The sequence below is a fragment of the Nocardioides sp. Root122 genome (genome assembly GCF_001425025.1).
Lineage (GTDB): Bacteria > Actinomycetota > Actinomycetes > Propionibacteriales > Nocardioidaceae > Nocardioides.
Genome location: NZ_LMDE01000001.1, coordinates 226,394 through 252,622, shown reverse-complemented (window position 1 = coordinate 252,622; position 26,229 = coordinate 226,394). Strand labels below are relative to the sequence as shown.

Sequence of the window (26,229 nt, the reverse complement as noted above, 5' to 3'; positions counted from 1 at the left end):
CCGGATGACAGGTGTCACGGCCAGCTCGTGACAACTCCACCCGGCCGCTGAGGTCGTACGCCGACACGCTGGTGACATGAACACACCAGCCATCCACGCCACCGGCCTGCGCAAGGAGTTCCGCCAGGCCGACGGCACCCCCGTCGTCGCGGTCGACGACGTCGACCTGACCATCCAGCCCGGCGAGATCGTCGCCTTCCTCGGCCCCAACGGTGCCGGCAAGACCACGACCGTCGACATGCTCCTCGGGCTCACCCGGCCCGACGCCGGCTCGGTCGAGGTGTACGGCGTCGCTCCGGACGCCGCCGTACGGGCCGGACGGGTGTCGGCGGTGATGCAGACCGGCGGCCTGCTCAACGACTTCACGGTCGAGGAGACCGTCCGGGCGATCGCCGCCCTGCACGGGCGGCCCGACCGCGTCGACGTGGTGCTCGAGCGGGCCGGTCTCACCGAGCTCGCCGGCCGCCGCGTGGAGGCCTGCTCGGGGGGCGAGCAGCAGCGGCTGAAGTTCGCCCTCGCGCTGGTGCCCGACCCCGACCTGGTGATCCTCGACGAGCCGACCACCGGCATGGACGTGGGCGCCCGGCAGGAGTTCTGGCAGGCCATGCGCGCCGACGCCGCCCTCGGGCGGACCATCGTCTTCGCCACCCACTACCTCGCCGAGGCCGACGAGTTCGCCGGGCGCACGGTGCTGATGAACCACGGCCGGATCGTCCACGACGCCCCCACCACCGACGTCCGCGCGGCCTACGGCGGCCGCACCGTCACCTTCCGGCCCCCGGCCGAGGCAGTCGGGCCCGAGGGGATCGACCCCGCGTGGCTGGCGCGCGCCCAGCAGGCCCTCGCGCCGCTGGGCGTGGCCGACCTCGAGGTCTCGGCCGCCAGCCTGGAGGCCGCCTTCCTCGCCCTGACCGCCGAGGTGCCGGTCGACACGATCCTCGAAGGAGCCACCCGATGACCGAGCAGCTCGTCCACAGCGCCGACACCGCCGTCGTACGCACCGCGCCGCGGCCCTCGATGTCCACCTACGGCCGGCTCGACCTGCGCCGTCAGCTGCGCGACCGGTTCGGCATGTTCTTCATCGTCGGTCTGCCGACCTTCATGTTCCTCGTCTTCGGGCTCGGCTCCGACGACGCGGTGGGCAGCGGCAACGTGGCGATGTACGTGATGATCTCGATGGCCGCCTACGGTGCGGTCACTGCGACCACCGGCGTCGCCGGCAGCGCCGCAACCGAGCAGGTGATGGGCTGGGGCCGCCAGCTCGGGCTGACCCCGATGCGCCCGCTCGCCTTCATCGCCACCAAGGCCGCGATCGCCATGGTCGTGGCGCTCATGCCGGTGACCCTGATCTTCACCATCGGCGCCCTGACCGGCGCCCGCGGGAGCTGGAGCGACTGGGTGCTCGCCGGCGCCCTGGTCTGGCTGGGGTCGGCGCTCTTCGCGATCTACGGCCTGGCGATGTCCCTGGTATTCCGAGGGCCCAACGCCACCGGGATCGCCTCCGGGATGATCGTGATCCTGGCCTTCCTCGGCAACGTCTTCACCCCGATGAGCGGCCTGCTGCTCGACATCGGCCGGCTCACCCCGCTCTACGGCTACGCCGCCCTCGCCCGGTTCCCGCTCACCGAGGGATACCTCCCCACCGGCGGCCGCGACCCGCTGTGGCTCCCGGTCGCTAACGTGCTCGCGTGGACGATCCTCTTCTCCCTGCTGGCGCTGTGGGGCGTACGCCGGAGCCGGGCGCGGGTGTGAGCGACACCCCGCACCCCGCCGCGCACGCGGACGCCCTCCCCATCAACCCGTGGGTGAAGTGGGGGTGGGCGTTCGCGTCCATCTGGCTGGTCTTCCTCGTCTACCCGGTCACCGCGGTGGTGGACGCCGACGCCCCGGCAGCGGTCCGGGCGCTCGGCCTGTCGTGCATCGTCGGCTTCGCCGTGGCCAACGTGCTCGGTCACAGCATGCGCCTGACCGCGTGGACCGCGCTGGCCCTGATGGTCGCCCTGGCCGCGGCCACGATCCCGCTGATCGGCATCGAGGCGGTCTCCTACACCCCCTACCTGGCGATGCTGTCCGCGCTCCGCCTGCCCGCGCCGGCGTGGAAGTGGACGGTGGGGTTCTGGGTGGCCCTGCCCCTGGTGTCGCTGCTCGGCGTCGAGGGCTTCCCTCCCTACCTCTTCCTGATGCTCTGGCCGATCATGCTCGGCGGCGTGATGCTCCGGATCTTCGGTGAGCACGAGCAGGTCGCGCTCGAGGCGCAGGGCCAGCACGCACTGGTCGCCGAGCGCGAACGGGTCGCGCGCGACGTCCACGACGTGCTCGGCCACTCGCTCACCGCGCTCTCGGTCAAGGCCGAGCTCGCCGCCCGGCTCATCGACATCGACCCCGCCCGTGCCAAGGACGAGCTGGAGTCGATCCAGGCGACCGCGCGCCAGGCGCTGGCGGAGGTGCGAGCCACCGTCGGCGGCCTCCGTGCCGGCAACCTCGAGGCCGAGCTCGCCGCCGCACCTCGGGTGCTGGCCGACGCCGGCACCAGCACGCGCGTGGTGGGCGAGGTCGCCGACACCGATCCGCGCCACCGGGCGCTGCTGGCCTGGGTGCTGCGGGAGTCGGTCACCAACGTCGTACGCCATGCCCGCGCGCGATCGGTCGTCATCGAGCTGAGTCCGCACGGGATCGCCGTCACCGACGACGGCTGCGGCCGCACGGGGGCAGAGGGCAACGGGCTGCGCGGCCTGCGCGAGCGCGTGGGCGGCGCCGGCGGGACGCTCGAGGTGCTCGACGCGGCGCCCGGCACACGCGTGGAGGTGGGGTTCCCGTGATCAGGCTGCTGCTCGCCGACGACCAGGCCCTCGTGCGGGGCGCGCTGGCCGCGCTCCTCGACCTCGAGACCGACCTCGAGGTCGTCGCCCAGGTCGGGCGTGGTGACGAGGTCGTCGAGGCCGCACGCGCCTCGGGCGCGGAGGTGTGCCTGCTCGACATCGAGATGCCTGGCCTCAACGGCATCGACGCCGCCGCCGCCGTACGCCGTGAGCTGCCCGGCGTGCGGTCGCTGGTCGTCACCACGTTCGGGCGGCCGGGCTACGTGCGCCGGGCGATCGAGGCCGGCGCGTCCGGCTTCGTCGTCAAGGACACGCCGGCCCGGCAGCTGGCCGACGCCGTACGCCGGGTGCACGCCGGTCTGCGGGTGATCGACCCCGACCTCGCGGCCGAGTCGCTGATCGACGGGCCCAGCCCCCTGACGGACCGCGAGCGGGAGCTGCTCACCCACGCCCTCGACGGCTCCCCGGTCGCCACCATCGCCGCCCGGGTCCACCTGTCCGAGGGCACGGTCCGCAACCACCTGTCCGCCGCCATCGGCAAGACCGGTGCGACGACGCGCAGCGAGGCGGCCCGGATCGCCCAGGACCGCGGCTGGCTCTGAGGGCAGGCGAGGTCAGTCCTGGTAGCGGTGGATCTGGCCGTCGTGCCCTGGCAGGTCGGTGCGGGAGGTCCAGGGGAAGTTCGCTTCGATGAGCTCGGGGGTGATGACCATGTCGCCGAAGTCCGTGCGCGCCTTGGCCCGCACGGCAGGGTCGGGAGCGTCTGCGGCGTACCAGGCCCCGAGGTCGGAGGCTTCGACCAGGTAGCGGCCGTGCCCCACGTTCGTCACGGTCCAGTCGTCCAGGTTGCCCGCGCGGTCCAGGTGGGCCTTCGTCACGACCTGGATGCCGTGCGCGTCCGGGACCATGGACGCGAGCAGGGGTTCGTTGTACCTGACGTCTGGCTCGTGGACGTATGCCCAGTCGTCGTCCGTGCCGTGGTTCGGCCACCAGACGTTCTCCACCGGGTAGCGGGTCGCGACGAACGCCACGTTCGTGTGCTCGACGGCGAACGTGAGGGGCCGGCGGGCCACGTCGAGCCTCTCGCCCAGCGAGAGAGTCGGGTCGTAGGCCGCGTAGGTGACACGTCCGTGGGGCCAGAAGGAGACCGAGCGCATGCGGGTCGGTTTGGTCTGCCGGGTCACCACCTCTGCGTTGACGTAGGAGTGGATGGCCTCGAACCATCCTTGCTGCCAGTCGAGTCCTTCCATCTCCATGCCCCAGTAGCCGCCGCTTCGGGTGATCCACCGCCGACACCCTGGTGTGACGACCCAGTCCTGGGCGGCTGCGACCAACGCAGCCGTCACGTCCGGGTGCACGTACCACCACGCATTGCGCCCGTTGTTGGCCTTCCGCAGGTCTCCGGTCGTGTAGGCGACGCCCGTGACGGGGCCACGGGTGACGTCGTTGCGGCCCAACCCGCCGCCGGACAGCCGCGCCTGTCCGGCCACCGTGCCCTCCACGTCATCGCCGTAGTAGTCAGCGAACAGCTGCAGCCACCGGATGCCGTCGCGGAACTCGACGGCGCGCATGAGGACGGCGGACCAACCGCGAGCAGACCTGATCCACTGCTCAGCGAACGGAGGCTCATCGCTGCCGAGCTCGCGGCTCACGTGTGATGACACTCGCCTCAGCTCCGCTGCGTCCGGCTCATCCGAGAACTCGGCCCACAGCACGAATGCGATCGACGATCCCTGACGTCCCCGCCGGACCTTCTCGACGTCCACGACGAGACCCATCGCACCCCCGTTCGACTGCTGTGCCCGCGAGTCGGACCCAGCCCGCGCACGAGTGTCCCCGAACACGTGGTGTCGAGCACACGGGACATGGGGGAAACACGACGTTCGCCTCGGGAGTGTGGTTCTCGTGACGCGCTCCGTACGTCACCACGACCGCACTCTGTTCGGGAGGGCCGGGATGACCTGCACGCCGAGTCAGACGTCGCGGCGCTCCTCGACGTGGGTCGTCGCACGCTGCTTGTTCATCACCAGGCCCAGGACGAGGGCGAGGACGCCGGCGATCACCAGGATCCAGCCGACCGTGCTCGGGTCGACGACGTCCTGGACCGAGTCGGGGAACTCCTTGATCGCGAACAGCAGGATCAGGCCGAGGACCAGCAGCAGGATGCCGATTCCGATACCCATGACAGCTCCTTCGTCGAGGTGACGCGACCGCCTCGGGGCGGCCGTCCCGGGCAGCGTAGGGGCCGACGACGGTGATTCCGAGGACCCGGGACACCGTGCGGGTGTCCTCCACGCGCACGAGGGGCCGGACTCCTGCTGGAGTCCGGCCCCTCGTGCGTGCGGGTCAGCGCGTCAGCGCACCTTGCCGACCTTGATCTTCACCGTCTTCGACGAGGAGGCGGCGGTCGCGGTCACCTTCACCGAGATCTTCTTGCCCTTCATCGCCTTCGTGACCTTGAGCTTGGACTTCGTCGCCTTCTTGATCTTCTTCGACCCGGCGAGCCACTGGAACTTGTACGACACACCGGTGGCGCGCAGCAGCTTGTCCAGGCCGGTGAGCTTGAGGGTCTTGCCCACCTTGGGCTTGCCCGTCACGTCGAGGGTGGCCACGAGCGCCGTGAGGGCGGTGGGCACGTCGACGGTCGGGGTCGGCGTCGGGGTGGGGGTGGGCGTCGGGGTCGGCGGGGCCACCACCGGGTTGGTCACCGGACCCACGGCTGCGGACTCGGCGTGGCCGTACTCCCAGTCGTCCGCGCCGGCGGTCACCAGGACGGTGATGGACTTGCCGAGGTCGGCGGCGGTCAGGGTGTAGGTCGAGTCGTAGGACCCGACGATGAACTCGCCGTCACGCAGCCAGTCGTAGTAGTACTCCGTCGGGGTGGGCGACCACGATCCGGTCGACGCCGTCAGGGTGGATCCCACGACCGTCGCGCCGCTGACGGCGGGCTTGACGGTGTTCTGCACGGTGATCTCGGCGTCGTGCTCGCCCGGGACGAGCTGCGCGTTGATGCCGGCGGTCTGACCACCCGCGACGAGCGGGACGTCCGTGGCGTTCTCGAGGCGGCCGCGGTCGTTCCAGTACTCGTCGACCTGCTGACGATCGACCGACGCGGCGAAGCGCAGGCGGTAGGTTCCTGCGGCCAGGCCGTCGAGGACGTAGCTGCCGTCCGCACCGGAGAAGGCGGAGCCGGCGAAGTTCCAGTCGTTCCCGACCTTCACGAGGGCCTGGATCCAGGCGTCCTCGATGCCGGCGCCGGCAGCGTTGGTGACCTTGCCGCTGACCGCAGCGTCGAGCGCCAGCTCGGCGTCGATGCCCGAGACCGTGCCCGCGGCAGCCACGGTCACGTCCTTGGCCGTCTCGACGGTGGGCTGGTTCTCGTAGTACTCGTTGGCGTAGGTGTGCACGTCACCGTCGTAGGCGTCGCTGAAGGCCAGCCTGTAGCTGCCGGCAGCCAGGCCCGCGACGTCGTAGGTGCCGTCTGCATCGGTGTACGCGGAGCTGACCGAGGGATAGTGGACGTAGCCGTCCTCGTCCACCTGCTTGCGGTAGGCGACGACGCGGATCCCCTGCAGGTCGCGACCGCCCGGGCCGGTCACCGTGCCGGTGACGTGGGCACCGGGCGCGAGGTCGGCACTGGCCACGGCGTTGCCGCCGGAGGTGACGTTGATCGTGTCGGCGTCGTCGATGTCCGCGGCGTCGTCGAAGAACTCCTCGACGTGGCCGTTGTAGTAGTCCGTGAAGCCGACGCGGTAGGCGCCGCCGGCCGTTGCGACGATCGAGTAGCGGCCGGTCGCGTCGGTGTCCGTGTAGTCGATCGCCTCCCAGTAGCTGTCAGTGATGTTGTACTGGTAGAGCGCGACCTCGACGCTCTCGAGCGCGCCGCCGGACCCGGTCACCAGCCCCGAGATGGTGCCGTCCGCGGCGTACGCCGCCGGGGCGAGGCCCAGCGCGCCGGCAGCCAGCGTCAGGGTGATCAACGCGCCGGCAGGCCGGCGCAAGCGTGTGTGCATGAGGTTCCCCACTACGAAGGACTCGGGGCCGCGAGTCGACCCGGTCACTGGCTGTGAACGCTAGGACCGTTGCGTCGACCGCGTGGGCGAACGGGACGATTGGTCCCTCGTCCCGCGTGCCGACACCTACCCAGGGGTGGGCCTACTCTCTCCTCCATGACGTCACCCGCGACCCCGAGCGCGACCGATGCCGAGCGGCTGCGCGCCCTGATCGCCGTCTGGTGGGAGGCGGTCGACTCCTTCACCCGCCTCCTCGAGCACGTCGGCGACGACCAGTGGGCGACCCCCACGGACCTGCCCGGCTGGGACGTCCACGCGATCGCCGCGCACACCGCCCACCTCGAGGCGTTGCTCGCCGGCCGGCCGCACGACGACGTCGAGGTCGGGGAGGCACCGCACGCCCGCGGGATGATGGGGCAGTTCACCGAGCAGGGTGTGGTGGCGCGCCGCGACCAGACCGCCGACGCGCTGATCACCGAGATCCGCGAGTCCACCACGGCACGCCACACCCAGCTGCTGGCCGACCCGCCGACGGACCCGTCGGCGCCCGCGCCCGGTGCCTTCGGTGCCATCGGGTGGACGACGGGACTGCTGCTGCGCAACCGGCCGCTGGACGTCTGGATGCACGAGCAGGACGTCCGCCGGGCCCTCGACATGCCCGGCAACCTCGACTCCGCGCCTGCCCGGCACAGCACCGACTACCTGATGGAGAGCCTGCCCTTCGTCGTGGCCAAGCGGGCGCAGGCACCGGCCGGCAGCGTCGTACGCCTCGAGGTGGACGGCCACGACCCGGCGATCGCCGTGGTGGGCGAGGACGGCCGCGGTCGCCCGGGAGGTCCGGACGACGGCGAGCCCACGGTCACCCTCACGACCGACCGGGAGACCTTCGTCGTGCTGGCCGGTGGGCGTCGTCCCGCCCAGCCCGGCGGCGTACGCGTGACGGGGGACGCGGAGCTCGGTGCGCGGGTGCTCGCCTCGATGGGGATCACACCCTGAGCCTCAGCTGCGGTCGGTGACGCGCACCAGCCCGGACAGCGTGCCCATCCAGAGCGAGCCTCCGGGGCCGAGGGCGAGCCGCGACCCGTCACTGCCGGCGAGCAGACCGGTCCCGGCGCGGACACTCCACATGCTGCGGCCGGTCCGCGCGTCGATCCCGGTGACGTACCACGCGCTGACGCCGAGCAGCGAGGGCCGCTTGGTCCAGGCGTAGACCAGGCCCGTGGGCCAGCTGGCGACGGCGCCGGAGCCCGGGACGACCTGCTCGCTGGTCCACTGCTCGGCGCACGTGCCGTCGACCAGGTCGACGCGCGCGACGCCAGCACTGCTGGTGAAGCCGAGGAGCGTGCTGCGCGGCGAGGAGTAGTCGTGGTCGTTGGTCACGACCACTCCCGGCCCGACGGCCGCCAGGTCGGCGTCCACGTCCCCGTCACCCTTCCCGAAGACGGCCTCGCGGCAGACCTCCTCGCCGGTGCCGCGTCGGAGGAACACCACGGAGAGCTGGTCCTTGCCCAGGTCGGTGACCGCGACCGCGCCGCCGTCCACGAGCACCGGCGCGCTGCCGCTCGCGTGCCCGGTCGCCGCGGTCCAGGTGACCTGGGGTACGCCGTCGGGTCCGGCGCCGAGGCGGTGCACGGCCTCGTCCGTGGCCAGCAGCACGCCGCCGTCGGGGTCCGTCGCGAACCCGTGCTCGACGTCCTCGGCGAGGTCCAGCACGCGTACGTCGTCCGACTCCGGCGCGATCGTGCCGACGAGCCCCTTCCCGGAAGCCCACCAGATCCGGCCGGACCAGTCGGGGGCGAGCGCGACCACGCAGTCACCGAACGGCACGTAGGGCTTGAGGTCCCAGGTGGTCTCCGTGCGGAGACCGTCCTCGCCCTCGTCCGCGGAGGTGCGCACCGCCAGCACGCTGCGGTCCGTGGTCGCCACCACTGCGCGGTCCTGGGCATCGAGGTAGAGCGCGTCGCCCGGACAGGCCGCGCGGCCGTCACCCTCGGGGAGGTCCTTGGTCTCCACGGGCCGCATGGACTCGGGGTCCACGAGGCGCAGCACCGGCCCGGACCGGTCATGGCACAGCGCGACCAGCCGGTCGGTGGAGGTCACCTCGAGCCGACCGCACCGTTGCAGGCCGAACCAGGAGGTCTCGACGTCGGGCTGGAGCCCCACCGGGCCCGGTCGGCTGGTGGCCGGCACGGTCGACAGCTGGGGGTTCGGCGGGAGCTCGGACGTGATGGCCTGCGGCGACGCCGGGCGACCGACGTAGGACGGCGCGGCCCAGATCCCCGGCGCCGGCGGGATCGGCAGCCAGCCGTCGGGGACGACCACTACCGCGGCGACCAGCAGGGCCACAGCACCCGCAGTGCGGACGGCGACCTGCCGGCTGACGTAGGTCCGGTCCAGCACCCACCAGCGCAGGCGCGGCACGCAGAGAGCGCCGGCGGCGAGGACCAGGACGACGGGTCCCCACGCCATCCAGGCAAGCAGCAGCACCCCCACCACCCAGACCACCGGCTGATGCTAGGTCAGCGGCGTGCCCCCATCGGGGAGGCACAACGGGGAGGCGCAGCGACGGCGCCGGACGATCGCGTCAGTCGGTGACGTGACGGACGTGCGGCGCGGTGAGCGTGACGTCGGCGAAGGCTCCGTGGCCGCCACCGTGCCGGAGGAAGACCCGCGACCGGCGGGGGACAGGGATCAGAGGGCGTGCCGCCTCAGGGATCACGATCGGCTCGGGCTCACGTCGCGGGAGGAGTCCCCCCGTGAGCCGTTGGAGGTCGGCGAGCCGACCAACCATGTCCGACGTCTCGATGCTGTGCTCGCCCATGTCAGCGAATCCCCTCTGGTCCCCACCACCGGGCGACCCCCCACGGATCGCCACGCGGGCAACGGTAGGAGCGCTCCCCCATGTGGGGGAATGGCCTGCGCGAAGCCTGCGAAAAGTCTTGAGGGACGGTCCAGACCAGGACCGTCCCTCATCGACGAGTTGACGTGCGCTTGAGGCGCTAGCCCCTCAGGCTGCCGGGAAGGCCGGCATCTCGTTGGCCGCCGTCCCCCTCGGGCGCGGCACGTAGACCACGACCCGACCGGCGTCCTCCTGCAGCGGCCGCCCCACCGAACCGACGCGGATCATCGGCTCGCCCCCGTGGCGGCGGTCCTGCTGGTCCTGCACACGTCCATCTCTCCCCCGTTGTTCCCCACAGCTCCCCCATGTGTGTTTCCAGTGACCCGCGCCAGGCACCCCCGAGCCTGGCGCGGTGTCGACATCAAGGATGTGCGGAGGCCCGTCCTGATACATCGGCAGGACTACTGATCTGCGGGTGCGTCGTCCGGAGCGGAGAACGGGGCGGAGAACGGGGCGGAGAGTGGTCGCCGCCGGGCGTCACGCAGCGGCGCGCGCCTCGCTCTCCAGCTTGCGGCCCAGCAGGCGGCGGGTACGACGGTCGCCGGTGGCCATCTTGTAGAGCACGGCCAGCTGCTGCGGGGCGTTCTTTGCGTTGGTGGTCTTGAGCCAGCCGTTGGGGAGCGACAGCCGGATGACCTTGTGCCAGGCAGAGGCGACCTGCGGGACCATCGGCCGCGCGCAGTACGTGAGGTCGTACTTGTCGAAGAGGGCCTGCACCTTGGGCGCGATCTCGGCGTAGCGGTTGGACGGCAGGTCCGGGAACAGGTGGTGCTCGATCTGGTGCGACAGGTTGCCGGTCATCAGGTGGAGGAACTTCGAGCCGGAGATGTTGGCACTGCCGAGCATCTGGCGGACGTACCAGTCACCCTTGCTCTCGCCCTCGATCGAGCGCTTCTCGAAGGTCTCGACGCCCTCGGGGAAGTGACCGCAGAGGATCACCGAGTTCGACCAGAGGTTGCGCACGATGTTGGCGGTGACGTTGGCCGCGAGCGTCGGCACGAACGAGCCGGTCGGGATCGACAGCAGGGGGTGGACGACGTAGTCCTTGGTCGCCTGCTTGCGGATCTTGCCCAGCACCTGCTTGGCACGGCGACGGAACTCGGGGTCCTTGGTCTGCTTCTTGGCGATGACCGCACCGAGCTCGAGGTCGTAGGCGGCGATGCCGTACTCGAAGAACACGGCGTTGATGAAGCAGAACAGCGGCTGGGCCAGCGACGCGGGTGTCCACGGCTGGTCCTCGTCGACCCGCATGATGCCGTAGCCGAGGTCGTTGTCCTTGCCGATCACGTTGGTGTAGGTGTGGTGGAGCTCGTTGTGGCTGTGCTTCCACTGCTCGGCCGGCGAGGCCATGTCCCACTCCCAGGTCGAGGAGTGGATCTTCGGGTCGCGCATCCAGTCCCACTGGCCGTGGAGGATGTTGTGGCCGATCTCCATGTTGTCGAGGATCTTGGAGATGCTCAGGCCGAGGGTGCCGAGGACCCAGGCCGGCGGGAACGCGCTGAACAGCAGCACCGCGCGCGAGCCGAGCTCGATCTTGCGCTGGGTGTCGATGACCCGGCGGATGTAGGCCGCGTCGCTGGCGCCGCGGCTGTCGATGACGTCCTGGCGGATCGCGTCGAGCTCGATGCCGATCTGCTCGATGTCGGCCTCGGTGAGGTGCGCGATCGGGTTGGCCTGGCCGAGGACGGCCTTCTTCTGGATCGTCGTCATGGGTGTTCCTTCCGTTCTTCGGTGGTTGAGGTGCGAGCGCAGCGAGCCTCGAAACCACGCGGTGGGGGTGGTGGGCCTCAGTGGTCGATGTGGCAGGGGCCGGCGGCGGCGTTGATGCAGGTCTGCACCTTGAGGGCGCCGGTCTCGCCGGGGACGGCGGTGGTGATCGCGCCGTTGCGCAGGTCGCGGACGCTGCCCTCGCGCAGCGGGATCACGCAGCCCATGCAGATGCCCATCCGGCAGCCGCTCGGCATCAGCATCCCGGCCTCCTCGGCCGCGTCGAGGATCGGCGTCGCACCGTCGAGCTCGAGGGTGGTGCCGGACGAGAAGGTGACCGTGCCACCGTCTCCGGGCTCGACCCGCGCCGTGCGGAACTGCTCGGTGGTGAGCGTGAGGCCGGCGGCGTCGTGGTGCGCGGCGAGCGCGTCGAGCAGGCCGGCCGGGCCGCACGCCAGGGTCTGGCGCTCGGCGAGGTCGGGCACGAGCGCGGCGAGGTCGTCGACGTCGAGGACGCCGTGCTCGTCGTCGTAGCGCGCGACGAGGCGGATCGCGCCCGCGGCGTCGAGCGCCTCGAGGTCGCGGATGAAGATCGAGTCGGGGTGGCTCGGCGCGACGTGGACCACGACGATGTCGTGGACGGCGCTGCGGACCGGGCGGAGCACGCCCTCGTCGGTGCTGGGGAACAGGTTGCGCAGCATGCCGATGACCGGCGTGATGCCGGAGCCGGCGGTGACCATCAGGAACTTGCCACCCGCGGGCGGGAGCACGAACTCGCCGGCCGCCTGCTCGAGGTGGACCAGGGTGCCGGGACAGGCCTCGTGCACGAGGTGGTTGCTGACCAGGCCGTCCGGCACGGCCTTGACGGTGATCGAGATGCGACCGTCGCGGCGCGGGCCGTGGGTCAGCGAGTAGGCGCGCCACTGGCGTACGCCGTCGACGTCGATGCCGATGCGGAGGTACTGGCCGGGCACGTGGCCGGCCCAGTCGGCGCCGGGGCGGATCACGATGGTGGCCGCGTCGGCGGTCTCGGGGTGGACGGACTCGATGCGACCGCGCAGGTCGGCACCCGAGCGCAGGGGTGCGAAGAGGTCCAGGAAGTCGGCCGGGAGGTAGGGCGTCGTGGCGGCCTCGGCGACGCGGACCAGGTGGTCTCCCAGTCGGCGGCTCGGGCGCGCGCCGCGAGCGGGGGGCTCGAGAGTCGTGGTCATGTCATCCAATGTGGCTGAGGCGGGCCGGATGTTCCTGCGCTGAGCACGTGAATCGGGGCTAGACTCTTGTTCGTCGCGAACAAAAGACACCACAGGAGTCCCGATGGCAACAGAACCTGTGCGCTCTGCCACACAAATGCAGACAGTCGTGGGCCTCGACCCGCAGGTGGCCGAGGCGCTGCGCTCGCGGCTCGTCGAGGTCGCGGACCGCGTCGTCCTCACCATCATCGACGAGGTGCCCAGCTATGCCGGCGCCTTCAGCGGTCGGATGGGTGAGGTGATCCGCAACGCGGTCCAGCTCGCGCTCGGCGGCTTCCTCACCCTCGCCACCCGCCAGGACGGCAAGGCGCCGCCGCCGAAGGCACCGGCGATCGAGGGGGCCTACCAGCTCGGTCGCGGGGAGGCGCGCAGCGGTCGCACCGTCGAGGCGCTGCTGGCCGCCTACCGCGTCGGCGCGCGCACCTCGTGGCGCGACATGGCCGACGCCGCCGTGGAGGCGGGGATCGGCGCCGAGCAGCTGGCGCGCTTCGCCGAGCTGGTCTTCGCCTACATCGACGAGCTCTCCGCGGCCTCGGTCGCGGGGCACACCGACGAGCTCGAGAGCAGCGGGCGCGTGCGCCAGCGCAACCTCGAACGCCTCGCACGGGCCCTGCTCACCGGCGCCCCTGCCGACGCCGTCAACGCGGCCGCCGAGCGGGCGGACTGGGAGCCGCCCGGTGCGCTGACCGCGGTCCTGCTCCCGGAGTCGCAGGTCTCCCACGCCCTGACCGCGCTCGACCCCCGCACCCTCCAGCCCACCGACGACCTGGCCGGATTGCCGGAGGGGCATGCCTTGCTCCTGGTGCCCAGCACCGGGTCGGCCACCGCACGTCGTACGTTGCTGCGGGCGCTGCGCGGCACCGACGCAGTCGTCGGGCCCAGCACCGCGTGGCTCGAGGCGTCGGCGTCCTACCGCCGGGCCGTGCGGTGCGCCACGCTCGGCGTCGAGGGGCTCGTGGACTCCGACGACCACCTCGCCGCACTGGTGCTGGCAGCCGACGCCGACGCGCGTGCAGACCTGCGGGCCCGGGTGCTGGCGCCGCTGGCCGACCTCCGACCGTCGACGGCGGAGAAGCTGACCGACACGCTCCGCAGCTGGCTGCTCCACCACGGCCGCCGCGACGCGGTCGCCGAGGAGCTCTTCGTCCATGCCCAGACCGTGCGCTACCGCGTCGGCCAGCTCCGCGAGGTCTACGGCGACCGGCTGGAGGACCCGGCCTTCGTGCTGGACGCGACGCTCGCGCTGGCCTGACGGCCAGGGGACCGCCGCGGGGCGAGAAGCCGTACACGTGTGGCGGTTCTGGCCCCTCGGACGGATCACCGAGGGCGAGAACCCGCACATGTGCGGCGGTTGTGGCCCCCGCGGTCAGTCGCGCTCGTACGCCGTCTCACCCGCGACCCAGGTGGTGACGACGTGGTCGGCGAAGTCGCGCAGCGCGAGGCCGTGGGCCCGGTCGGACGCGCCGGCCAGCGGGTCGGCATCGAGGAGGACCAGGTCAGCGGGGTGACCCACGGCGACGGTGCCCCACCCGTCGGTCGACGCCGCCAGCGCCTCGCGGGCGGTGATCGACTGCTCGGGGTGCCAGGGCTCGCGGTCGTCGCCGGAGCGGTGGACCGCGGCCGCGATGGCGAGCCAGGGGTCGAGCGGTGAGACCGGGGCGTCGGAGCCCAGGACAACGTCGACGCCGTCGTCGAGCATCCAGCGCAGCGGGAAGCACCGCTCCGCGCGCCCGGGCCACAACCGGTCGGTGACGTCACGGTCGTCGATGAGGTGGGCCGGCTGCACGCTCGCCCGGACACCGAGCGCGGCCATCCGGCGTACGTCGCCGCGGGTGGTGAGCTGCACGTGCTCGATCCCGCCGCGGGCACCGGTGTCCGCGAAGGCGGCCAGCGCCTCGGTGACCGCCCGGTCGCCGATGGCGTGCACCGCCACCTCGAGCCCCCCTGCCACGGCTCGGGCGAGCAGCTCGCGGAGCTCGGCCGGCGTCTGGTTGGGCTGGCCCTCCTCGAAGCCGGGCACCGCCTTCTCGGCGTAGGGCTCGCAGCACCAGGCGGTGCGGGTGTTGAGGGAGCCGTCGCTGATGATCTTCAGCGGCCCCATCGTCAGCCTCGGATCCCCGTCGAGGGGATCGCCCGAGCGCAGGCCACGTGCGAGCACGTCGTCGAGCCCGTCGGCGTAGCAGGCGTGCCGGACCCGGATCAGGTCGGCGCCGCCGGCCCAGCGGGCGGCCCAGTCCGCGACCCCGCCGCTGAACTCCAGGTCGACGACGCCGACCACTCCCTGCGCCGCTGCGGCCTCCATCGAGCGCCGGTAGGCCTCCGGAGCGGTGCCGTCGGAGCCGACGACGGCGGCGAGCCGGCCGTAGGCCTGGAACCACTCGGCCTCGGTGACGACGCTGTCGCGGATCGGGAGGGCGAGCATGTGCAGGGCGATCGTGTTGAGCCAGCCGTGGTGCCCGTCGCCGGCGATGAGCACGATCGGCTGGTCGGTCGCGATCGCGTCGAGGTCGGAGACCGTGGGGTTGTCCGGCCACGCGGTCGGCCGGTGGCCCCAGCCGATGACCGGCAGGTCGGGCCACTGCTCGAGCCGCTCGCGCACCCGCGCCACCGCGTCCGCGCTGGAGCGCGCGGGCCCGAGGTCGAGCCGCGCGGAGGCGAGCGTCCACTGGCCGAGGTGCACGTGCTGGTCCCACAGGCCGGGCATCAGCCACCCGCCCCCGGCGTCGTACGACGTCTCGCTGCCGCGCGCGCTCAGGCCGGGGCCGACCTCGACGACGCGGCCGTCCTCGACGCGCACGTCGACGGGTCCGGGCACGTGCTCGGTGACGGCGACGAGGCGGGCGTTGCGCAGGAGCATGGGGCCACCGTAAGAGGTCTTGTGCGGGCATGCACCGCGCCCCCCGCGAGCCGGACCGGGCGCGGGCAGGAGAGCGCCGGGCCGCGCCCCCGTTAGGTTGTGCCCATGGAATGGCGGGGGCCTGCGGTGCTGGTCGTGCTCCTGGCGGTCGGCGCCGGGGGCGGTTACGCCGCCTCCGCACAGACCCGCGACACCAGCATCGGGGCCGGCGTGCCGGCTCCCGTGCCCGCCGAGGAGCCGGACCTCCCCGTGCAGGCGCCGCGTCCCTATGCGCCCGACCCGGACGACCCGAGGCTCCTGCCGGGGATCCCGATGACCACCGGCGCGATGGGCAGCGGGAAGTTCGAGATCTTCTTCCCCGTCCCGCGGGGCTGGCGCACCAACGCCAACGCCTCCAACGAGACGAAGTGGAAGGAGCCGGGCACGTCCAACAACAGCTACGTGATGCGCGTCGAGCAGATCGACAGCCAGGACATCACGATCGAGGACGCCATCGACATCCGCGTCGAGCGGCTGCGCGCCGAGCAGGAGGACGTGGTCATCGTCGACCGCGGCCCGAGCTCGCTGGAGTACACCTACCGCAGTAACGAGGGCAACGCCCGCCACAGCTTCATGCGCTGGCTCGACCTCGACTCCAGCGGCCAGGCCGACGTCGAGATCGTGGTGCACGGCCGCGAGCGGGACGTGCCCGGCAGCAAGGACCTCATCGACCGGGTCGCCGAGGGCATGCGCGGCGCGACCGGCGGACCGGTCCAGTGACGAGGGACCCATGGCGGTGAGGACCCGGGCCCCGCTCGCCCTCGTGCTGCTGCTCGCGCTCGGCAGCGTGGCCGGCTTCGGCATCTCACTGGTCGTCGGCGAGCACCCTCCCGGCAGTGGTGCCGCGGCGCCGGTGGCGGCCCAGTCGCCGAGCCTGCCGGTCGACCCGGTCCCCGAGCTGCTGCCCGACCCCGGGACCGCGCCCCTGGCGCCGTCGCTCGACCTGGTGCGCACCAGCGTCGGCACGGGCGACTTCAAGATGTCGTTCCCGGTCCCGCGGGGCTGGGACTTCTCCGTCAACTCCCTCAACGAGTGGCAGTGGCGACCGCCCGACCAACCCGACTTCGGCTACGTCCTGCGCGTCGAGCAGGTGCTCAGCAACCGACGCTCGATCCAGTGGACGTTGGACAACCGGATCGGCGAGCTCAACGAGGACGAGGAGAACGTCGACATCATCAGCCAGGCCGACGGCCTGCTCCACTTCACGTTCGTGACGTCCAACCACCTGCGCCACGGCTACCTCACGTGGCTCGACCTCACCGGCTCCGACAACGCGCAGGTCGAGATCGCGGTGACGGGACGCGAGGTGGACGACGCGGGCATGGCCGACCTGATCGCGCGCGTCGCCGCGGGGATGGAGCTGGGCTGAGCCCAGCACGCCTCAGGCGCAGAAGCAGGAGACCGACTCGAGCACCCGGTTGGCGGTGCCCCGGTCGTGGCTGCGCACCTGCACCCACAGCAGCTGGTTCTCGTTGACCTGGACGACGCGCTCGACGGTGTAGTCGGCGCCCGGGCAGCCGTTGAAGAACACGGTCATCGACCGGTCGCCCTCGCGCTCGTCGAAGACCGGCTTGCGCGCGGTCTCGCAGGCCGGGTGCTGGGGCACGCGGGTCGGCAGCTTCTCGCCCTCGAGGATGCCGACGAAGACACCGGGGGCCGGGGCGGCGTCGGTGTTCCAGTCCGCGCGCGACCCGGACGCGATCGAGGGCTGCTCCTGCTGGCCCTCCGCCGGCGTCCACGGCTCGGGGTCCACCTGCGCGGTCCAGGCCTCGGGCACCGTCACCGAGATCGTGCCGGTGGCGTCGTCGATGGTGCGGTCGGTGGTGGCCGCCCGCTCGAGGGTCCAGCCGAGGCCGCCGCCCATCGCCAGCGCCAGCACCGCGGCGACCATCCACGGCCACGTGCGGCGGCGTACGGCGTCGGGCACCGACGGCAGGCTGCCGATGACGCCCGTGCTCACGGGCCGCGCCCCTGCCTGGGTCAGCTCGGGATCCACCGGCATCCACGCCTGGGGCGCCTCGTCGATGTCGCCGCCCATGGCGTCCACGAGCGCGGCGACGAACGACTCGACGTCGTCGAAGCGGTCGTCGCGGTCCTTTGACAACGCCTTGAGCACCACGGCCTCCGCGTCGGCGTTGCCGATCTCCATCGGCGGCGGGGGCGCGGGGTCCTCGGCCGCCGAGAGGCTCTTGTGGTCGTAGGGCTGACGACCCGCCAGGAGGTAGTAGCTGAGTGCGGCGAGGGAGAACTGGTCGGCGCGCGGGTCGAGTCCCTCGCCGAGCGCCTGCTCGGGCGCGACGTAGGTCGGCGTGCCACCGACCATGGTCAGCCGCGACGACATGTCCATGGCCTTGCCCAGCCCGAGGTCGCCGACCATGGCGACGACCTGCGAGCCGCGGCCGTTCTCGACGGTGCGGAACAGCACGTTGGCGGGCTTGATGTCGCGGTGGAGCACCCCGCGGTCGTGCAGGGCGGTCAGGCCCTTCCCGACCTGCGAGATGACGGTGAGCGCCTGCGCAGGCTCCAGGGCGGACAGCTCGAGCCGGTCGGCGAGCGTGCCCTGGTCGGCGTAGGCCATGACGAGGTAGGGGCGGTCGTCGACCAGCTCGCCGGCGTCGTAGACGGTCACCACGTGCGGCGACTCGACCTTGCGCAGGAAGCGGCCCTCCTCCAGGAAGCGCTGGCGGATGTGCAGGTCGCCGGTCCAGTTGTCCGCGAGGACCTTGATGGCGACGGGCGAGTCGAGGTGCTCGTCGTAGGCGAGCCAGACGGTCGCGAAGGCCCCGGACCCGATGCGACGGCGCACGGGATACCGACCGAGGCGAGAGGGAGCGGACACCCGGGCATTATCGTGCAGGGGTGAGCTATTCGGGGGAGCACGGGGCCGCACTGGCACCCGACGACATCGACGCGCTGGCCCAGCAGGCCCGTGACGGCGACCGTGATGCACTGGAGCAGCTGCTGGCGGAGGTGCGACCGCGGGTGCTGAACATCTGCCGCGGGGTGCTCCCCTACTCCGGCGACGCCGAGGACGCGTGCCAGGAGGCGATGCTCAACGTCGCCACCAAGATCGGCAGCTGGGGCGGCCGGGGCCGGTTCACCACCTGGCTGCACATCGTGGCCGTCAACAGTGCCCGCACGACCTACCGCCGGCTGCGCAACCTGGCCACCCCCACGGACTTCGAGGACGGCGCGCACGACCGCCCCGACCCGCGCACCACCAGCGTCATCGCCGGCACCCGGCTCGACCTCCTCGACGCGATGGAGACGATCGAGCGCGACCACCCGCAGTTCGTCGAGCCGCTGCTGCTGCGCGACGTCTACGGCCTCCCCTACGACGAGATCGCGGCGCTGGTCGATGCCCCTCTGGGCACCGTCAAGGCCCAGATCCACCACGGCCGCAAGCTCGCCCGGCCGCTGCTTCGGGGCGAGAGATGACCCGACGCCGGTCGAGTGCGCCCGCGGCAGCAGTCCCCGCGGGCCTGCGCACCCGGCTCGGCGTGCTGGCGGCGCTGGTGCTGCTCGCCGGCTGCTCGAGCGAGCAGGAGGCCGCCGGCGAGCTGGAGCGGCCCGCGGCGACGGCGACCGAGGCCGCCCGGGACGCGGTCGCGCCCACCTCGCCGCCGCCCCTCACCGAGCCCGTCGAGCAGGACCTCGACCTGGCGCTCTCGACGCCGGTCGAGGACAGCGTCTACCCCGACGTCGGCGACCCGCGGGTCGACGCGCTGCACTACGACCTCGACCTCACCTGGGACCCGTCGGACGAGGAGCTCCGGGGCGAGGCTGTCATCGACTTCCGGGCGACCCGCAGGGCGCCCCGGTTCCAGCTCGACCTCGGCCGCGGCCTCACCGTCGGCGAGGTGTCCCTCGACGGCGAGCCCGTCGTCTTCGCGCGGCGCGGCAAGGACCTCGTCGTCAAGGCGCCGATCGTCGCCGACCAGCGCTACCAGCTGAGCCTCGACTACGTCGGCACGCCGGTGCCGGCACCCGCACCGACCACGCGCGGCGACTTCTCGACCACCGGCTTCACCATCACCGACGCCGGCGAGGTGTGGACCATGCAGGAGCCCTACGGCGCCTACACCTGGTACCCCGTCAACGACCAGCCGTCGGACAAGGCGCTCTACGACGTGACCGTGCACGCGCCGGCGCCGTGGACCGGCATCTCCAACGGGCACCTGACCGAGCTCACGACCGACGAGGAGGGCACCACGACCTCGTGGCAGCTGACCGAGCCGGCGTCGTCGTACCTCATCACGCTGGCGATCGGCGACTACGCCCACAGCAGCACCGCGACGGCGGCCGGGATGCGCGTCGACTACTGGACGCCTCGCGGGATGGCACAGCACCTCGACCAGGTGCAGGGCGCAGCGGCGTCGGTCGACTGGATCGAGTCCAAGCTGGGGCCCTACCCGTTCGACTCGCTCGGCCTGGTCGTCACCGACTCGATGAGCGCCATGGAGACCCAGACGATGGTGACGCTGGGCAACAACGACTACGTCCTCTCGCCGGCCGTCATCGCCCACGAGCTCGTGCACCAGTGGTACGGCGACCAGGTCTCGCCCAGCGACTGGCGCGACGTGTGGCTCAACGAGGGCATGACGATGCTGATGCAGTGGATCTACCAGGACGAGCACGAGCTGCAGCCGCTGCGCGTCAGCATCGACAGCGCCCGGGCCGCCGACCAGGGTCTGCGTGACCAGTACGGCCCTCCCGGCGACTACGACCCCCGCCAGTTCGGCGGCTCGAACATCTACACCACGCCCGGCCTGATGTGGAACGAGCTGCGCGTCGAGCTCGGTGACGACGAGTTCTACCGCATCGCCCGCTCGTGGCTGGTCGAGAACGACGGCGCCTCGGTCACCCGCGAGCAGATCTTCGACCACTGGGAGAAGGAGACCGGGCGCGAGCTGTCCGGCTTCTTCGACGCCTGGATCACCGGACGCGCGACGCCGAAGCCGGGCGTGCCGAAGGCCTGAGCCTCCGGCACGCCACCCGCTACTTCACCTTCTTGGCCTTCGAGGTCTTGACCACCGTGGTGAGCCCCGCCTTGGAGTAGGTCACCTTGACGCTGACCTTCTTGCCCTTGTCCTTGGCCGTGAGCTTGTAGGAGGCCTTCTTCGCCTTCTTGATCGCCTTGCCGTTGCGCAGCCACTGGTACGTCACCGTGACGCCCGCCGGGGACACGGTCCCCACCACGGCCTTCACCTTCTTGCCCACCGAGAAGGTGCCGGTCGCCTTCGGGGTCGGGCAGGTGATCGTGACGACCACGGGCGGCGGGGGCGGCGGAGGCGGAGGCGGAGGCGGCGGAGGCGGCGGCGGGGGCGGGGGCGGCGGGGGCGGGGTGACGACCGCCGCGACGGCGGACGTCGCCGCAGACGTCGCGCTGTCTGCGGTGTGGCCGCTCCGGGACGCGGTGACCCGCACCGAGAGCGTCCTCCCCACGTCGCCGTCGACCGGTGTGTAGCCGTTCGTCGTCGCCCCGGCGATCGGGGCGCCGTCGGCCAGCCACTGGTAGGCGTAGGTCCCGTCGGCCGGGTTCCACGTCCCGCTGGTCGCGGTCAGCGCCTGACCCACCTCGGGCGTCGTGTCGCTGATCGTGGGCAGGGTCAGGTTGACCATCACCGGCGTGCCCGGGGTCGAGACCGCGCTGGTCTCCACCGAGGTGGCCACGCCGCTCGTCCACCCGGCCCTCGACGCGGTCACCCGCACGGACAGCTTCTTGCCGACGTCGCCGGCGACCGGTGCGTACGCGTTCGTCGTCGCGCCGGTGATCGCGGTGCCGTTGGCGAGCCACTGGTAGGCGTAGGTCCCGTCGGCGAGGTTCCACGTGCCGCTGGTGGCGGTGAGCGCCTGGCCGACCTCGGGCGTCGTGTCGCTGATCGCCGGCCGGACGCTGTTGGTGATCGTCCCGGCGGAGACTGGCGACGTGCTCGCCGACACGGCGCTGGCACTCGTGCGACCCGATCGCGACGCGGTCACCCGGACCGCGAGGGCCTTGCCGGCGTCGCCCGCGACGGGCGTGTACGCGCTGGTGGTCGCTCCCGTGATCGGCACGCCCGCGGCGAGCCACTGGTAGGCGTACGTGCCGTCCGAGGGTGTCCACGTGCCGCTGGTCGCGGTGAGCGTCTGGCCGACGTCGGGCGTGGTGTCGCTGATCGACGGCAGCGTGTTGTTCACCATGGGTGGCGCGTCGGGCACGCCGATGACGACGTCCTGCGGCACGGCGGTGCTGGTCCCGCGCGTCGCAGGCACCGCGACCGCGTCGGCCGACGAGGGCGAGACGGTGCCGACGCCGTCGTAGTACGTTGTGCCGGAGCCGCAGCCGCCGCCCTCCACGCGGAGCAGGTAGCTGCCCGTGGTGAGCCCGGGGATCGCGTAGGTACCGTCGGCGCCCGACGGGCGCGACTCGCGGTCGACCCGTGACCCGTCGCTGGTGTAGGCCGTGACGATGCAGTCGGCGACCGGGTTCGACGACGTGTCGCGGACGCGTCCGGTGAGGCGACCACCCTCCACCAGGACGGCGCTGACAGCCGTCCGGGTCGCGGCGGCGGTGAGGGTGAAGGACTGCGACGCGCCGACGCCGAGGTGCTCGGCCTTGCCGTCGTAGAACTGCGCCTCCGCCACGTCGTAGCCGGGGTCGCGGGCGAACTCCGCACGGTAGGTGCCCGGCGGCAGGTTGGTGACCGTGTAGGCGTTGGTGTGGGCGTTCACGGACGCACTGCCGGCGAACGCACCGGTCGCCGCATCCCGGACGACCACCCGGTCGTCCCAGCCGGACTTCCGCTGGGGGAACGTCACCGTGCCGGTCACCGTGGCTCCGTCGTCGAGGACCGCACTGATCCCGCCGACGTCGCTCGCGCCGAGGACCACGGGGGCGGCGGCCTCCTGGCTGGCGGCGTTGTTCCACCACTCCGAGACCCGGTTGTCGTACGCCGTGAAGCTGACCTTGTAGGTCCCTGCCGGCAGGTAGCCGCGGTAGGCGCCGTCGGCGTCGGTGCTGTCCCAGTCGACGAGGTCGTAGCTGCCGTCGGGCTGCCGCTGGTGGAAGTAGACGGTGGCCGTGTCGATGGCACCGCCGACGCCCGTCACGGTGCCGGTGATGGCCCGTCCCCGCGCCAGGGTGGCGTCGATCGTCGTCGGCGAGCCCGTGGACAGCGCGACGGCGTTCGCAGTGGCCAGGTCGGGCTTGTCGGAGTGGAACTCCGGCAGCAGCCGGGACGACTCGAACCGGATCTTGTAGCTGCCCGCGGGCAGCGTGTCGACGCGGTAGGCGCCGTCCGAGTCGCTGAAGTCCGTGGCCACCGGCACCGCTGTCGCGAGGTCGGTCGCACTGGCGGGGTAGACCGTCACGCGCCCCGAGACCGGACCGTCCGGGCCGGAGATGTGGCCAGTGAGGACTGCTGCCGCGGCCAGCTGGGCGTTGACCGACCCGATGTCGGCGGTGGTCACCACGAGCTGTTGTGCGGCCGAGGCGGTCGTGGCGTTGTTCCACCACTCCGTGAGGTGGCCGGAGCGCTGGAAGCGGACCCGGTAGGTGCCGGGCCGGACGTCTGCGGTCCACGCGCCGCTCGCCGTGGTCGTGGCGTCGGTGTAGTCGTCCCAGTAGGTCCCGCCGTCGCCGTCGTCGTACTGCCGCTCGACGACGACATCCGCGTCGGCCAGCGCCGCGCCGCTCGGCCCGGTGACGGTGCCCGAGAGCTTCCGCGCCGCCGCCAGGGTGGCGTTCGCCGTCGCCGTGCCGCCCACGGCGAGGGTGATCGGGTTGGCGGTCGCCAGGCTGGCCTTGTCGTTCCAGTACTCGGTGACGTGGCCATCGGCGGCGAGCTCGACCGCGTAGGTGCCGGGCACCAGGCCGCTGACCCGGTAGGCACCGGTTGCGCTGGTGGAGGCGTAGTCGACGTCCTCGAAGCTCCCCGGCGCGACCTGGCGGTAGATCGTGACGTAGCCGTCCTGGATGGCGCCGCCGGGCCCGCTGACGGTGCCGCTGATGGTGGCGCCCAGCTGCAGCGCGGCGTTGAGGCCGGTGCGGTTGGCGCCGTTGACGACCACCAGGGTCGCGTTGGCCGCCGAGGGGGCTCCCGAGAACCACTGGACGAGGTAGTCCGTCCGGGTGAAGCGGATCCGGTAGGTGCCGTCGGGGACGGTGGTGCTCCACGTGCCGTTGGCGACCGTGCTCACCTCGTCCACCAGGCGCCACCGGACGTCGTCCTGGGTCTGCACCCGGCGCTCGACCTGCACGTCGACGTCCGCGAGCGCGGCCCCGCCCACAGCAGCGGTCACCGTGCCGGAGAGCGTGCGCTGGCTGGAGGCGAGCGTGGCGCTGGCGCTCGCCGTGCCGTTGAGGGCGACCGCGACGTCGTCGGCCAGCTCGACGTCGGCCTTGTCCGCGAGGAACTCCGGCGTCATGCCGGTGGCGCTGAAGCCGACCCGGTAGTTGCCGGGATTGAGGCCCGTCACGGTGTACGCGCCACCGGCGGCGGTCTGCACGGAGCCGACCTGCACGAAGCTCGGGTTGGACCACCGGTAGACCCGGACGGTGGCACCGGACAGGGCGCCCGACGGGCCGTTCACCGTCCCCGCGATCCGGCCGTAGCGGTCGAGCGCGACGTTCTTGCCGGTCTGGTCGGCGCCAGCCGCGACGACGATCCGAGCCGGGCGCGTCGGGTTCGACGGCTCGCTGTAGAAGCCGTAGCGGTGCTCGTCCGCGGACGCCGTCACACGGAAGGTGCCCGGTGCGACGTCCACCGAGTACGCCCCGCCGGCCCCCGGCGTGGCGTAGGCGACGGACTCCCAGTAGCTGCCCTCGGGGCCACCCACCTTGCGGTCGACCGACACCGACGGGCCGGTGAGCGCTCCGCCCGCGCGCGAGGTCACCGTGCCGCTGATCTTGCGCGCGGCCGCCAGCACGAAGCTCGCGGTGACCGTGGTGTTCTTGGCGGCGGTGACGGAGTCGGCGGCGTACACGTCGGGCTTGTCGTTCCAGCACTCCGGGGCGAGCCCCGCGGCCGACTCCACGCACACCCGGTAGGCGCCGGGCACCAGCCCGGTGAAGGTGTAGGTGCCGCCGGCGACGGTGGTCTGGGAGCCGCGCCAGGTCCAGCCGGACTGGGAGAAGCGGCTCGGCGCGTAGAGGACGACCTCGGCGCCGGCGACCGCCCCGGACGGCCCGGTGACGGTCCCGGTGACCTGCCCGCCGACGTCGAGCGTGGCGTTGGCCGTGACCGTGCCGCCCTGGCTGACGGCGACGTCGTTGGCGGTCTCGAGCGTGTCCTTGTCCTGGTAGTACTCGGACAGGTAGCCGCCGGCGCCGAAGGTCGAGAACTGCACCCGGTAGGTGCCGGTCCGCAGGCCGTCGACGGCGTAGCTGCCGGCGCCGTCCGTGAACCCGCTCCCGACCGCCTGCCAGGTGCCGCCGACGTTGCGGTAGGCCGTCACGGAGACGCTCGGGATCCCGGCGTTGGAGGCGTTGCGGACGAGGCCGGTGATCTTGCCGCCAGCGACCAGCGCGGCGTTGATGTTCGGGACCGCGACCTGCGCCACCTGCACCAGGTCCGCGTCGGCCACGTCGAGGGCGTCGTTGTAGTACTCCGACAGGTAGCCGGTCGCCTCGAACTGGATGCGGGTCGCTCCGGGCGGGACGCGCAGCGTGTAGGTCCCGTCACCGGCGGTCGTGGCGAAGTCGACCTGGTCCCAGTAGGTGTCGCCGAACTGGTCGGTGACCTGCTGCTCAGCCGTGACGCTGGCGTTCGCGACGCCTGTGCCGCCTGTGCCGGTGACCCGGCCGGACACGGCGGTCCTGGCCGTCAGCACGGCGTTCGCCTGCTGGACCGCGCCCACCGCCACCGTGACGTCGTTCGCCGTCGACAGCGACGCCTTGTCGTTCCAGTACTCGGTGATGTGGTCGAGGGCGCTGAACTGGAGGCGGTAGGCCTTCGGCGGGAGGCCGGCGATCTCGTAGCGGCCGGACGCGTCGGTCGTCGCATACGCCACCTCGGTCCAGGACCCGTCGAGCTCGTAGGCGGTGACGTCCGCGCCGGCGAGCGGTCCGGAGGCGTTGCTGACGGTGCCGGCGATGACGGGCGGCGGGATGAGCTGAAGGTCCACGTAGTCGCCGAAGTCGGGGGCGACGACGATCGCGTCGGCGTTGGCCAGGGTGCCGGCGTACGCGTGGAAGACGGTGCCCACGCCGGTCTTCGTGGCGCCCACGTAGTAGGTGCCGTCGAGCCCGCTGAACTCGAAGGTCCCGTCGGCGCCCGTCACCCGGGGACTGCCCACCGGCGACTTGGCCTCGTCGTAGAGCGTGACCGTGGCACCGTCGACCTCGAGGAAGTCCGAGTCGTAGACGGTGCCCCCGATGGTGCCGGGGTCGTACGGCGCGGCGGAGGCCGGTGCCAGCAGGCCCAGAGGTGCGAGCACCATCGCGAGGACGAGCAGGAACAGGCCCAGGGGGCCTCCGACGCGACGCACGGCTCCAGTGACCACAGCGATCTCCATACAGGCGTGGCCCGAGCCCGGTGGACAGCGGATTGCACCGTAGGACGGGCGCCCCAGCCGTCAGGGACGCCTTGTCAGCGATATACCCACGCTGGTGTACGGGGCGCCACCCGTCGGGGTGGGCGGTCCCGGACCTGGCGCGGCACCG

At 72.2% G+C, this 26,229-nt stretch carries 21 protein-coding genes; 10 read left to right on the top strand and 11 right to left on the bottom strand.

All coding sequences use genetic code 11. The annotated features are described in order from the left end of the window. Nucleotides 1-76 precede the first annotated feature (76 nt). Genes ASC64_RS01155 through ASC64_RS01140 form a run of 4 tightly spaced genes read left to right on the top strand, consistent with a single transcriptional unit; the run spans nucleotide 77 to nucleotide 3,421 of the window. A complete protein-coding gene (locus tag ASC64_RS01155; protein WP_056905686.1) occupies nucleotides 77-958 on the top strand; it encodes an ABC transporter ATP-binding protein in 882 nt (293 codons plus the stop codon). Beyond that, nucleotides 955-1,752, top strand: a complete 798-nt coding sequence (locus tag ASC64_RS01150) for an ABC transporter permease (RefSeq protein WP_235563463.1) — start codon at nucleotides 955-957, stop codon at nucleotides 1,750-1,752. Before ASC64_RS01155 ends, ASC64_RS01150 begins: the two co-directional genes overlap by 4 nt. Next, entirely contained in the window at nucleotides 1,689-2,819 is a 1,131-nt protein-coding gene (locus tag ASC64_RS01145; protein WP_162245755.1) for a sensor histidine kinase, read from the top strand. The genes ASC64_RS01150 and ASC64_RS01145 overlap by 64 nt, the downstream gene beginning before the upstream one ends. Continuing rightward, nucleotides 2,816-3,421 (top strand): response regulator transcription factor, encoded by a 606-nt coding sequence (locus ASC64_RS01140; protein ID WP_056905684.1) that lies wholly within the window; start codon nucleotides 2,816-2,818, stop codon nucleotides 3,419-3,421. Before ASC64_RS01145 ends, ASC64_RS01140 begins: the two co-directional genes overlap by 4 nt. Nucleotides 3,422-3,433: 12 nt before the next feature. Here ASC64_RS01140 and ASC64_RS01135 read toward each other — a convergent pair whose 3' ends face one another. The 3 genes from ASC64_RS01135 to ASC64_RS01125 all read right to left on the bottom strand — a co-directional run bounded on the left by ASC64_RS01135 (nucleotide 3,434) and on the right by ASC64_RS01125 (nucleotide 6,832). Next, nucleotides 3,434-4,390, bottom strand: a complete 957-nt coding sequence (locus ASC64_RS01135) for a hypothetical protein (protein ID WP_156384944.1) — start codon at nucleotides 4,388-4,390, stop codon at nucleotides 3,434-3,436. 402 nt (nucleotides 4,391-4,792) lie between these two features. Then, nucleotides 4,793-5,002: a DUF6458 family protein gene (locus ASC64_RS01130; RefSeq protein WP_056905682.1), complete on the bottom strand. Its 210-nt coding sequence runs from the start codon at nucleotides 5,000-5,002 to the stop codon at nucleotides 4,793-4,795. Nucleotides 5,003-5,173: 171 nt separating this feature from the next. After that, nucleotides 5,174-6,832, bottom strand: coding sequence for a carboxypeptidase regulatory-like domain-containing protein (locus tag ASC64_RS01125; RefSeq protein WP_156384943.1), 1,659 nt, complete (start codon nucleotides 6,830-6,832; stop codon nucleotides 5,174-5,176). A gap of 156 nt (nucleotides 6,833-6,988) precedes the next feature. Between ASC64_RS01125 and ASC64_RS01120 the strand changes: the two genes are divergently transcribed. Continuing rightward, complete coding sequence (locus ASC64_RS01120; protein ID WP_056905680.1) at nucleotides 6,989-7,828, top strand: maleylpyruvate isomerase family mycothiol-dependent enzyme; 840 nt, start codon at nucleotides 6,989-6,991, stop codon at nucleotides 7,826-7,828. Nucleotides 7,829-7,831: 3 nt separating this feature from the next. Here ASC64_RS01120 and ASC64_RS01115 read toward each other — a convergent pair whose 3' ends face one another. The 5 genes from ASC64_RS01115 to ASC64_RS01100 form a co-directional block, all read right to left on the bottom strand. Then, nucleotides 7,832-9,337 (bottom strand): hypothetical protein, encoded by a 1,506-nt coding sequence (locus ASC64_RS01115; RefSeq protein ID WP_056905679.1) that lies wholly within the window; start codon nucleotides 9,335-9,337, stop codon nucleotides 7,832-7,834. 79 nt (nucleotides 9,338-9,416) lie between these two features. Further along, nucleotides 9,417-9,653, bottom strand: a complete 237-nt coding sequence (locus tag ASC64_RS01110; protein WP_056905678.1) for a hypothetical protein — start codon at nucleotides 9,651-9,653, stop codon at nucleotides 9,417-9,419. 186 nt (nucleotides 9,654-9,839) lie between these two features. Next, nucleotides 9,840-9,998, bottom strand: coding sequence for a hypothetical protein (locus ASC64_RS21870; protein ID WP_156384942.1), 159 nt, complete (start codon nucleotides 9,996-9,998; stop codon nucleotides 9,840-9,842). 210 nt (nucleotides 9,999-10,208) lie between these two features. Then, on the bottom strand, nucleotides 10,209-11,441 hold the full coding sequence (locus ASC64_RS01105; protein WP_056905677.1) for a fatty acid desaturase family protein: 1,233 nt from the start codon (nucleotides 11,439-11,441) through the stop codon (nucleotides 10,209-10,211). A 77-nt stretch (nucleotides 11,442-11,518) separates the two neighbouring features. After that, nucleotides 11,519-12,649: a ferredoxin reductase gene (locus ASC64_RS01100; protein ID WP_056905676.1), complete on the bottom strand. Its 1,131-nt coding sequence runs from the start codon at nucleotides 12,647-12,649 to the stop codon at nucleotides 11,519-11,521. A gap of 136 nt (nucleotides 12,650-12,785) precedes the next feature. Here ASC64_RS01100 and ASC64_RS01095 point away from each other — a divergent pair, with 136 nt between their 5' ends. Then, nucleotides 12,786-13,940 carry a helix-turn-helix domain-containing protein gene (locus ASC64_RS01095; RefSeq protein ID WP_156384941.1) on the top strand — a complete coding sequence of 385 codons (1,155 nt, stop codon included), beginning with the start codon at nucleotides 12,786-12,788 and terminating at the stop codon, nucleotides 13,938-13,940. Between the two features lie 114 nt (nucleotides 13,941-14,054). Here ASC64_RS01095 and ASC64_RS01090 read toward each other — a convergent pair whose 3' ends face one another. Beyond that, nucleotides 14,055-15,545, bottom strand: a complete 1,491-nt coding sequence (locus ASC64_RS01090; RefSeq protein WP_056905674.1) for an amidohydrolase — start codon at nucleotides 15,543-15,545, stop codon at nucleotides 14,055-14,057. Nucleotides 15,546-15,650: 105 nt separating this feature from the next. Between ASC64_RS01090 and ASC64_RS01085 the strand changes: the two genes are divergently transcribed. Continuing rightward, nucleotides 15,651-16,304, top strand: a complete 654-nt coding sequence (locus ASC64_RS01085) for a hypothetical protein (protein WP_156384940.1) — start codon at nucleotides 15,651-15,653, stop codon at nucleotides 16,302-16,304. 10 nt (nucleotides 16,305-16,314) lie between these two features. Continuing rightward, on the top strand, nucleotides 16,315-16,953 hold the full coding sequence (locus ASC64_RS01080; protein WP_056905672.1) for a hypothetical protein: 639 nt from the start codon (nucleotides 16,315-16,317) through the stop codon (nucleotides 16,951-16,953). Nucleotides 16,954-16,965: 12 nt separating this feature from the next. On the opposite strand, the gene ASC64_RS21865 is transcribed toward ASC64_RS01080, so the two are convergent. Then, on the bottom strand, nucleotides 16,966-18,423 hold the full coding sequence (locus ASC64_RS21865; RefSeq protein WP_156384939.1) for a serine/threonine-protein kinase: 1,458 nt from the start codon (nucleotides 18,421-18,423) through the stop codon (nucleotides 16,966-16,968). A gap of 20 nt (nucleotides 18,424-18,443) precedes the next feature. On the opposite strand from ASC64_RS21865, the gene ASC64_RS01070 reads away from it, so the two are divergent. Together ASC64_RS01070 and ASC64_RS01065 are read left to right on the top strand one after the other, a co-directional pair. Then, nucleotides 18,444-19,022, top strand: a complete 579-nt coding sequence (locus ASC64_RS01070; RefSeq protein ID WP_056905670.1) for an RNA polymerase sigma factor — start codon at nucleotides 18,444-18,446, stop codon at nucleotides 19,020-19,022. After that, nucleotides 19,019-20,563 carry a M1 family metallopeptidase gene (locus ASC64_RS01065; RefSeq protein ID WP_056905669.1) on the top strand — a complete coding sequence of 515 codons (1,545 nt, stop codon included), beginning with the start codon at nucleotides 19,019-19,021 and terminating at the stop codon, nucleotides 20,561-20,563. Before ASC64_RS01070 ends, ASC64_RS01065 begins: the two co-directional genes overlap by 4 nt. Nucleotides 20,564-20,582: 19 nt before the next feature. On the opposite strand, the gene ASC64_RS01060 is transcribed toward ASC64_RS01065, so the two are convergent. Then, complete coding sequence (locus tag ASC64_RS01060; protein ID WP_162245754.1) at nucleotides 20,583-26,054, bottom strand: carboxypeptidase regulatory-like domain-containing protein; 5,472 nt, start codon at nucleotides 26,052-26,054, stop codon at nucleotides 20,583-20,585. Between the last annotated feature and the right edge of the window lie 175 nt (nucleotides 26,055-26,229).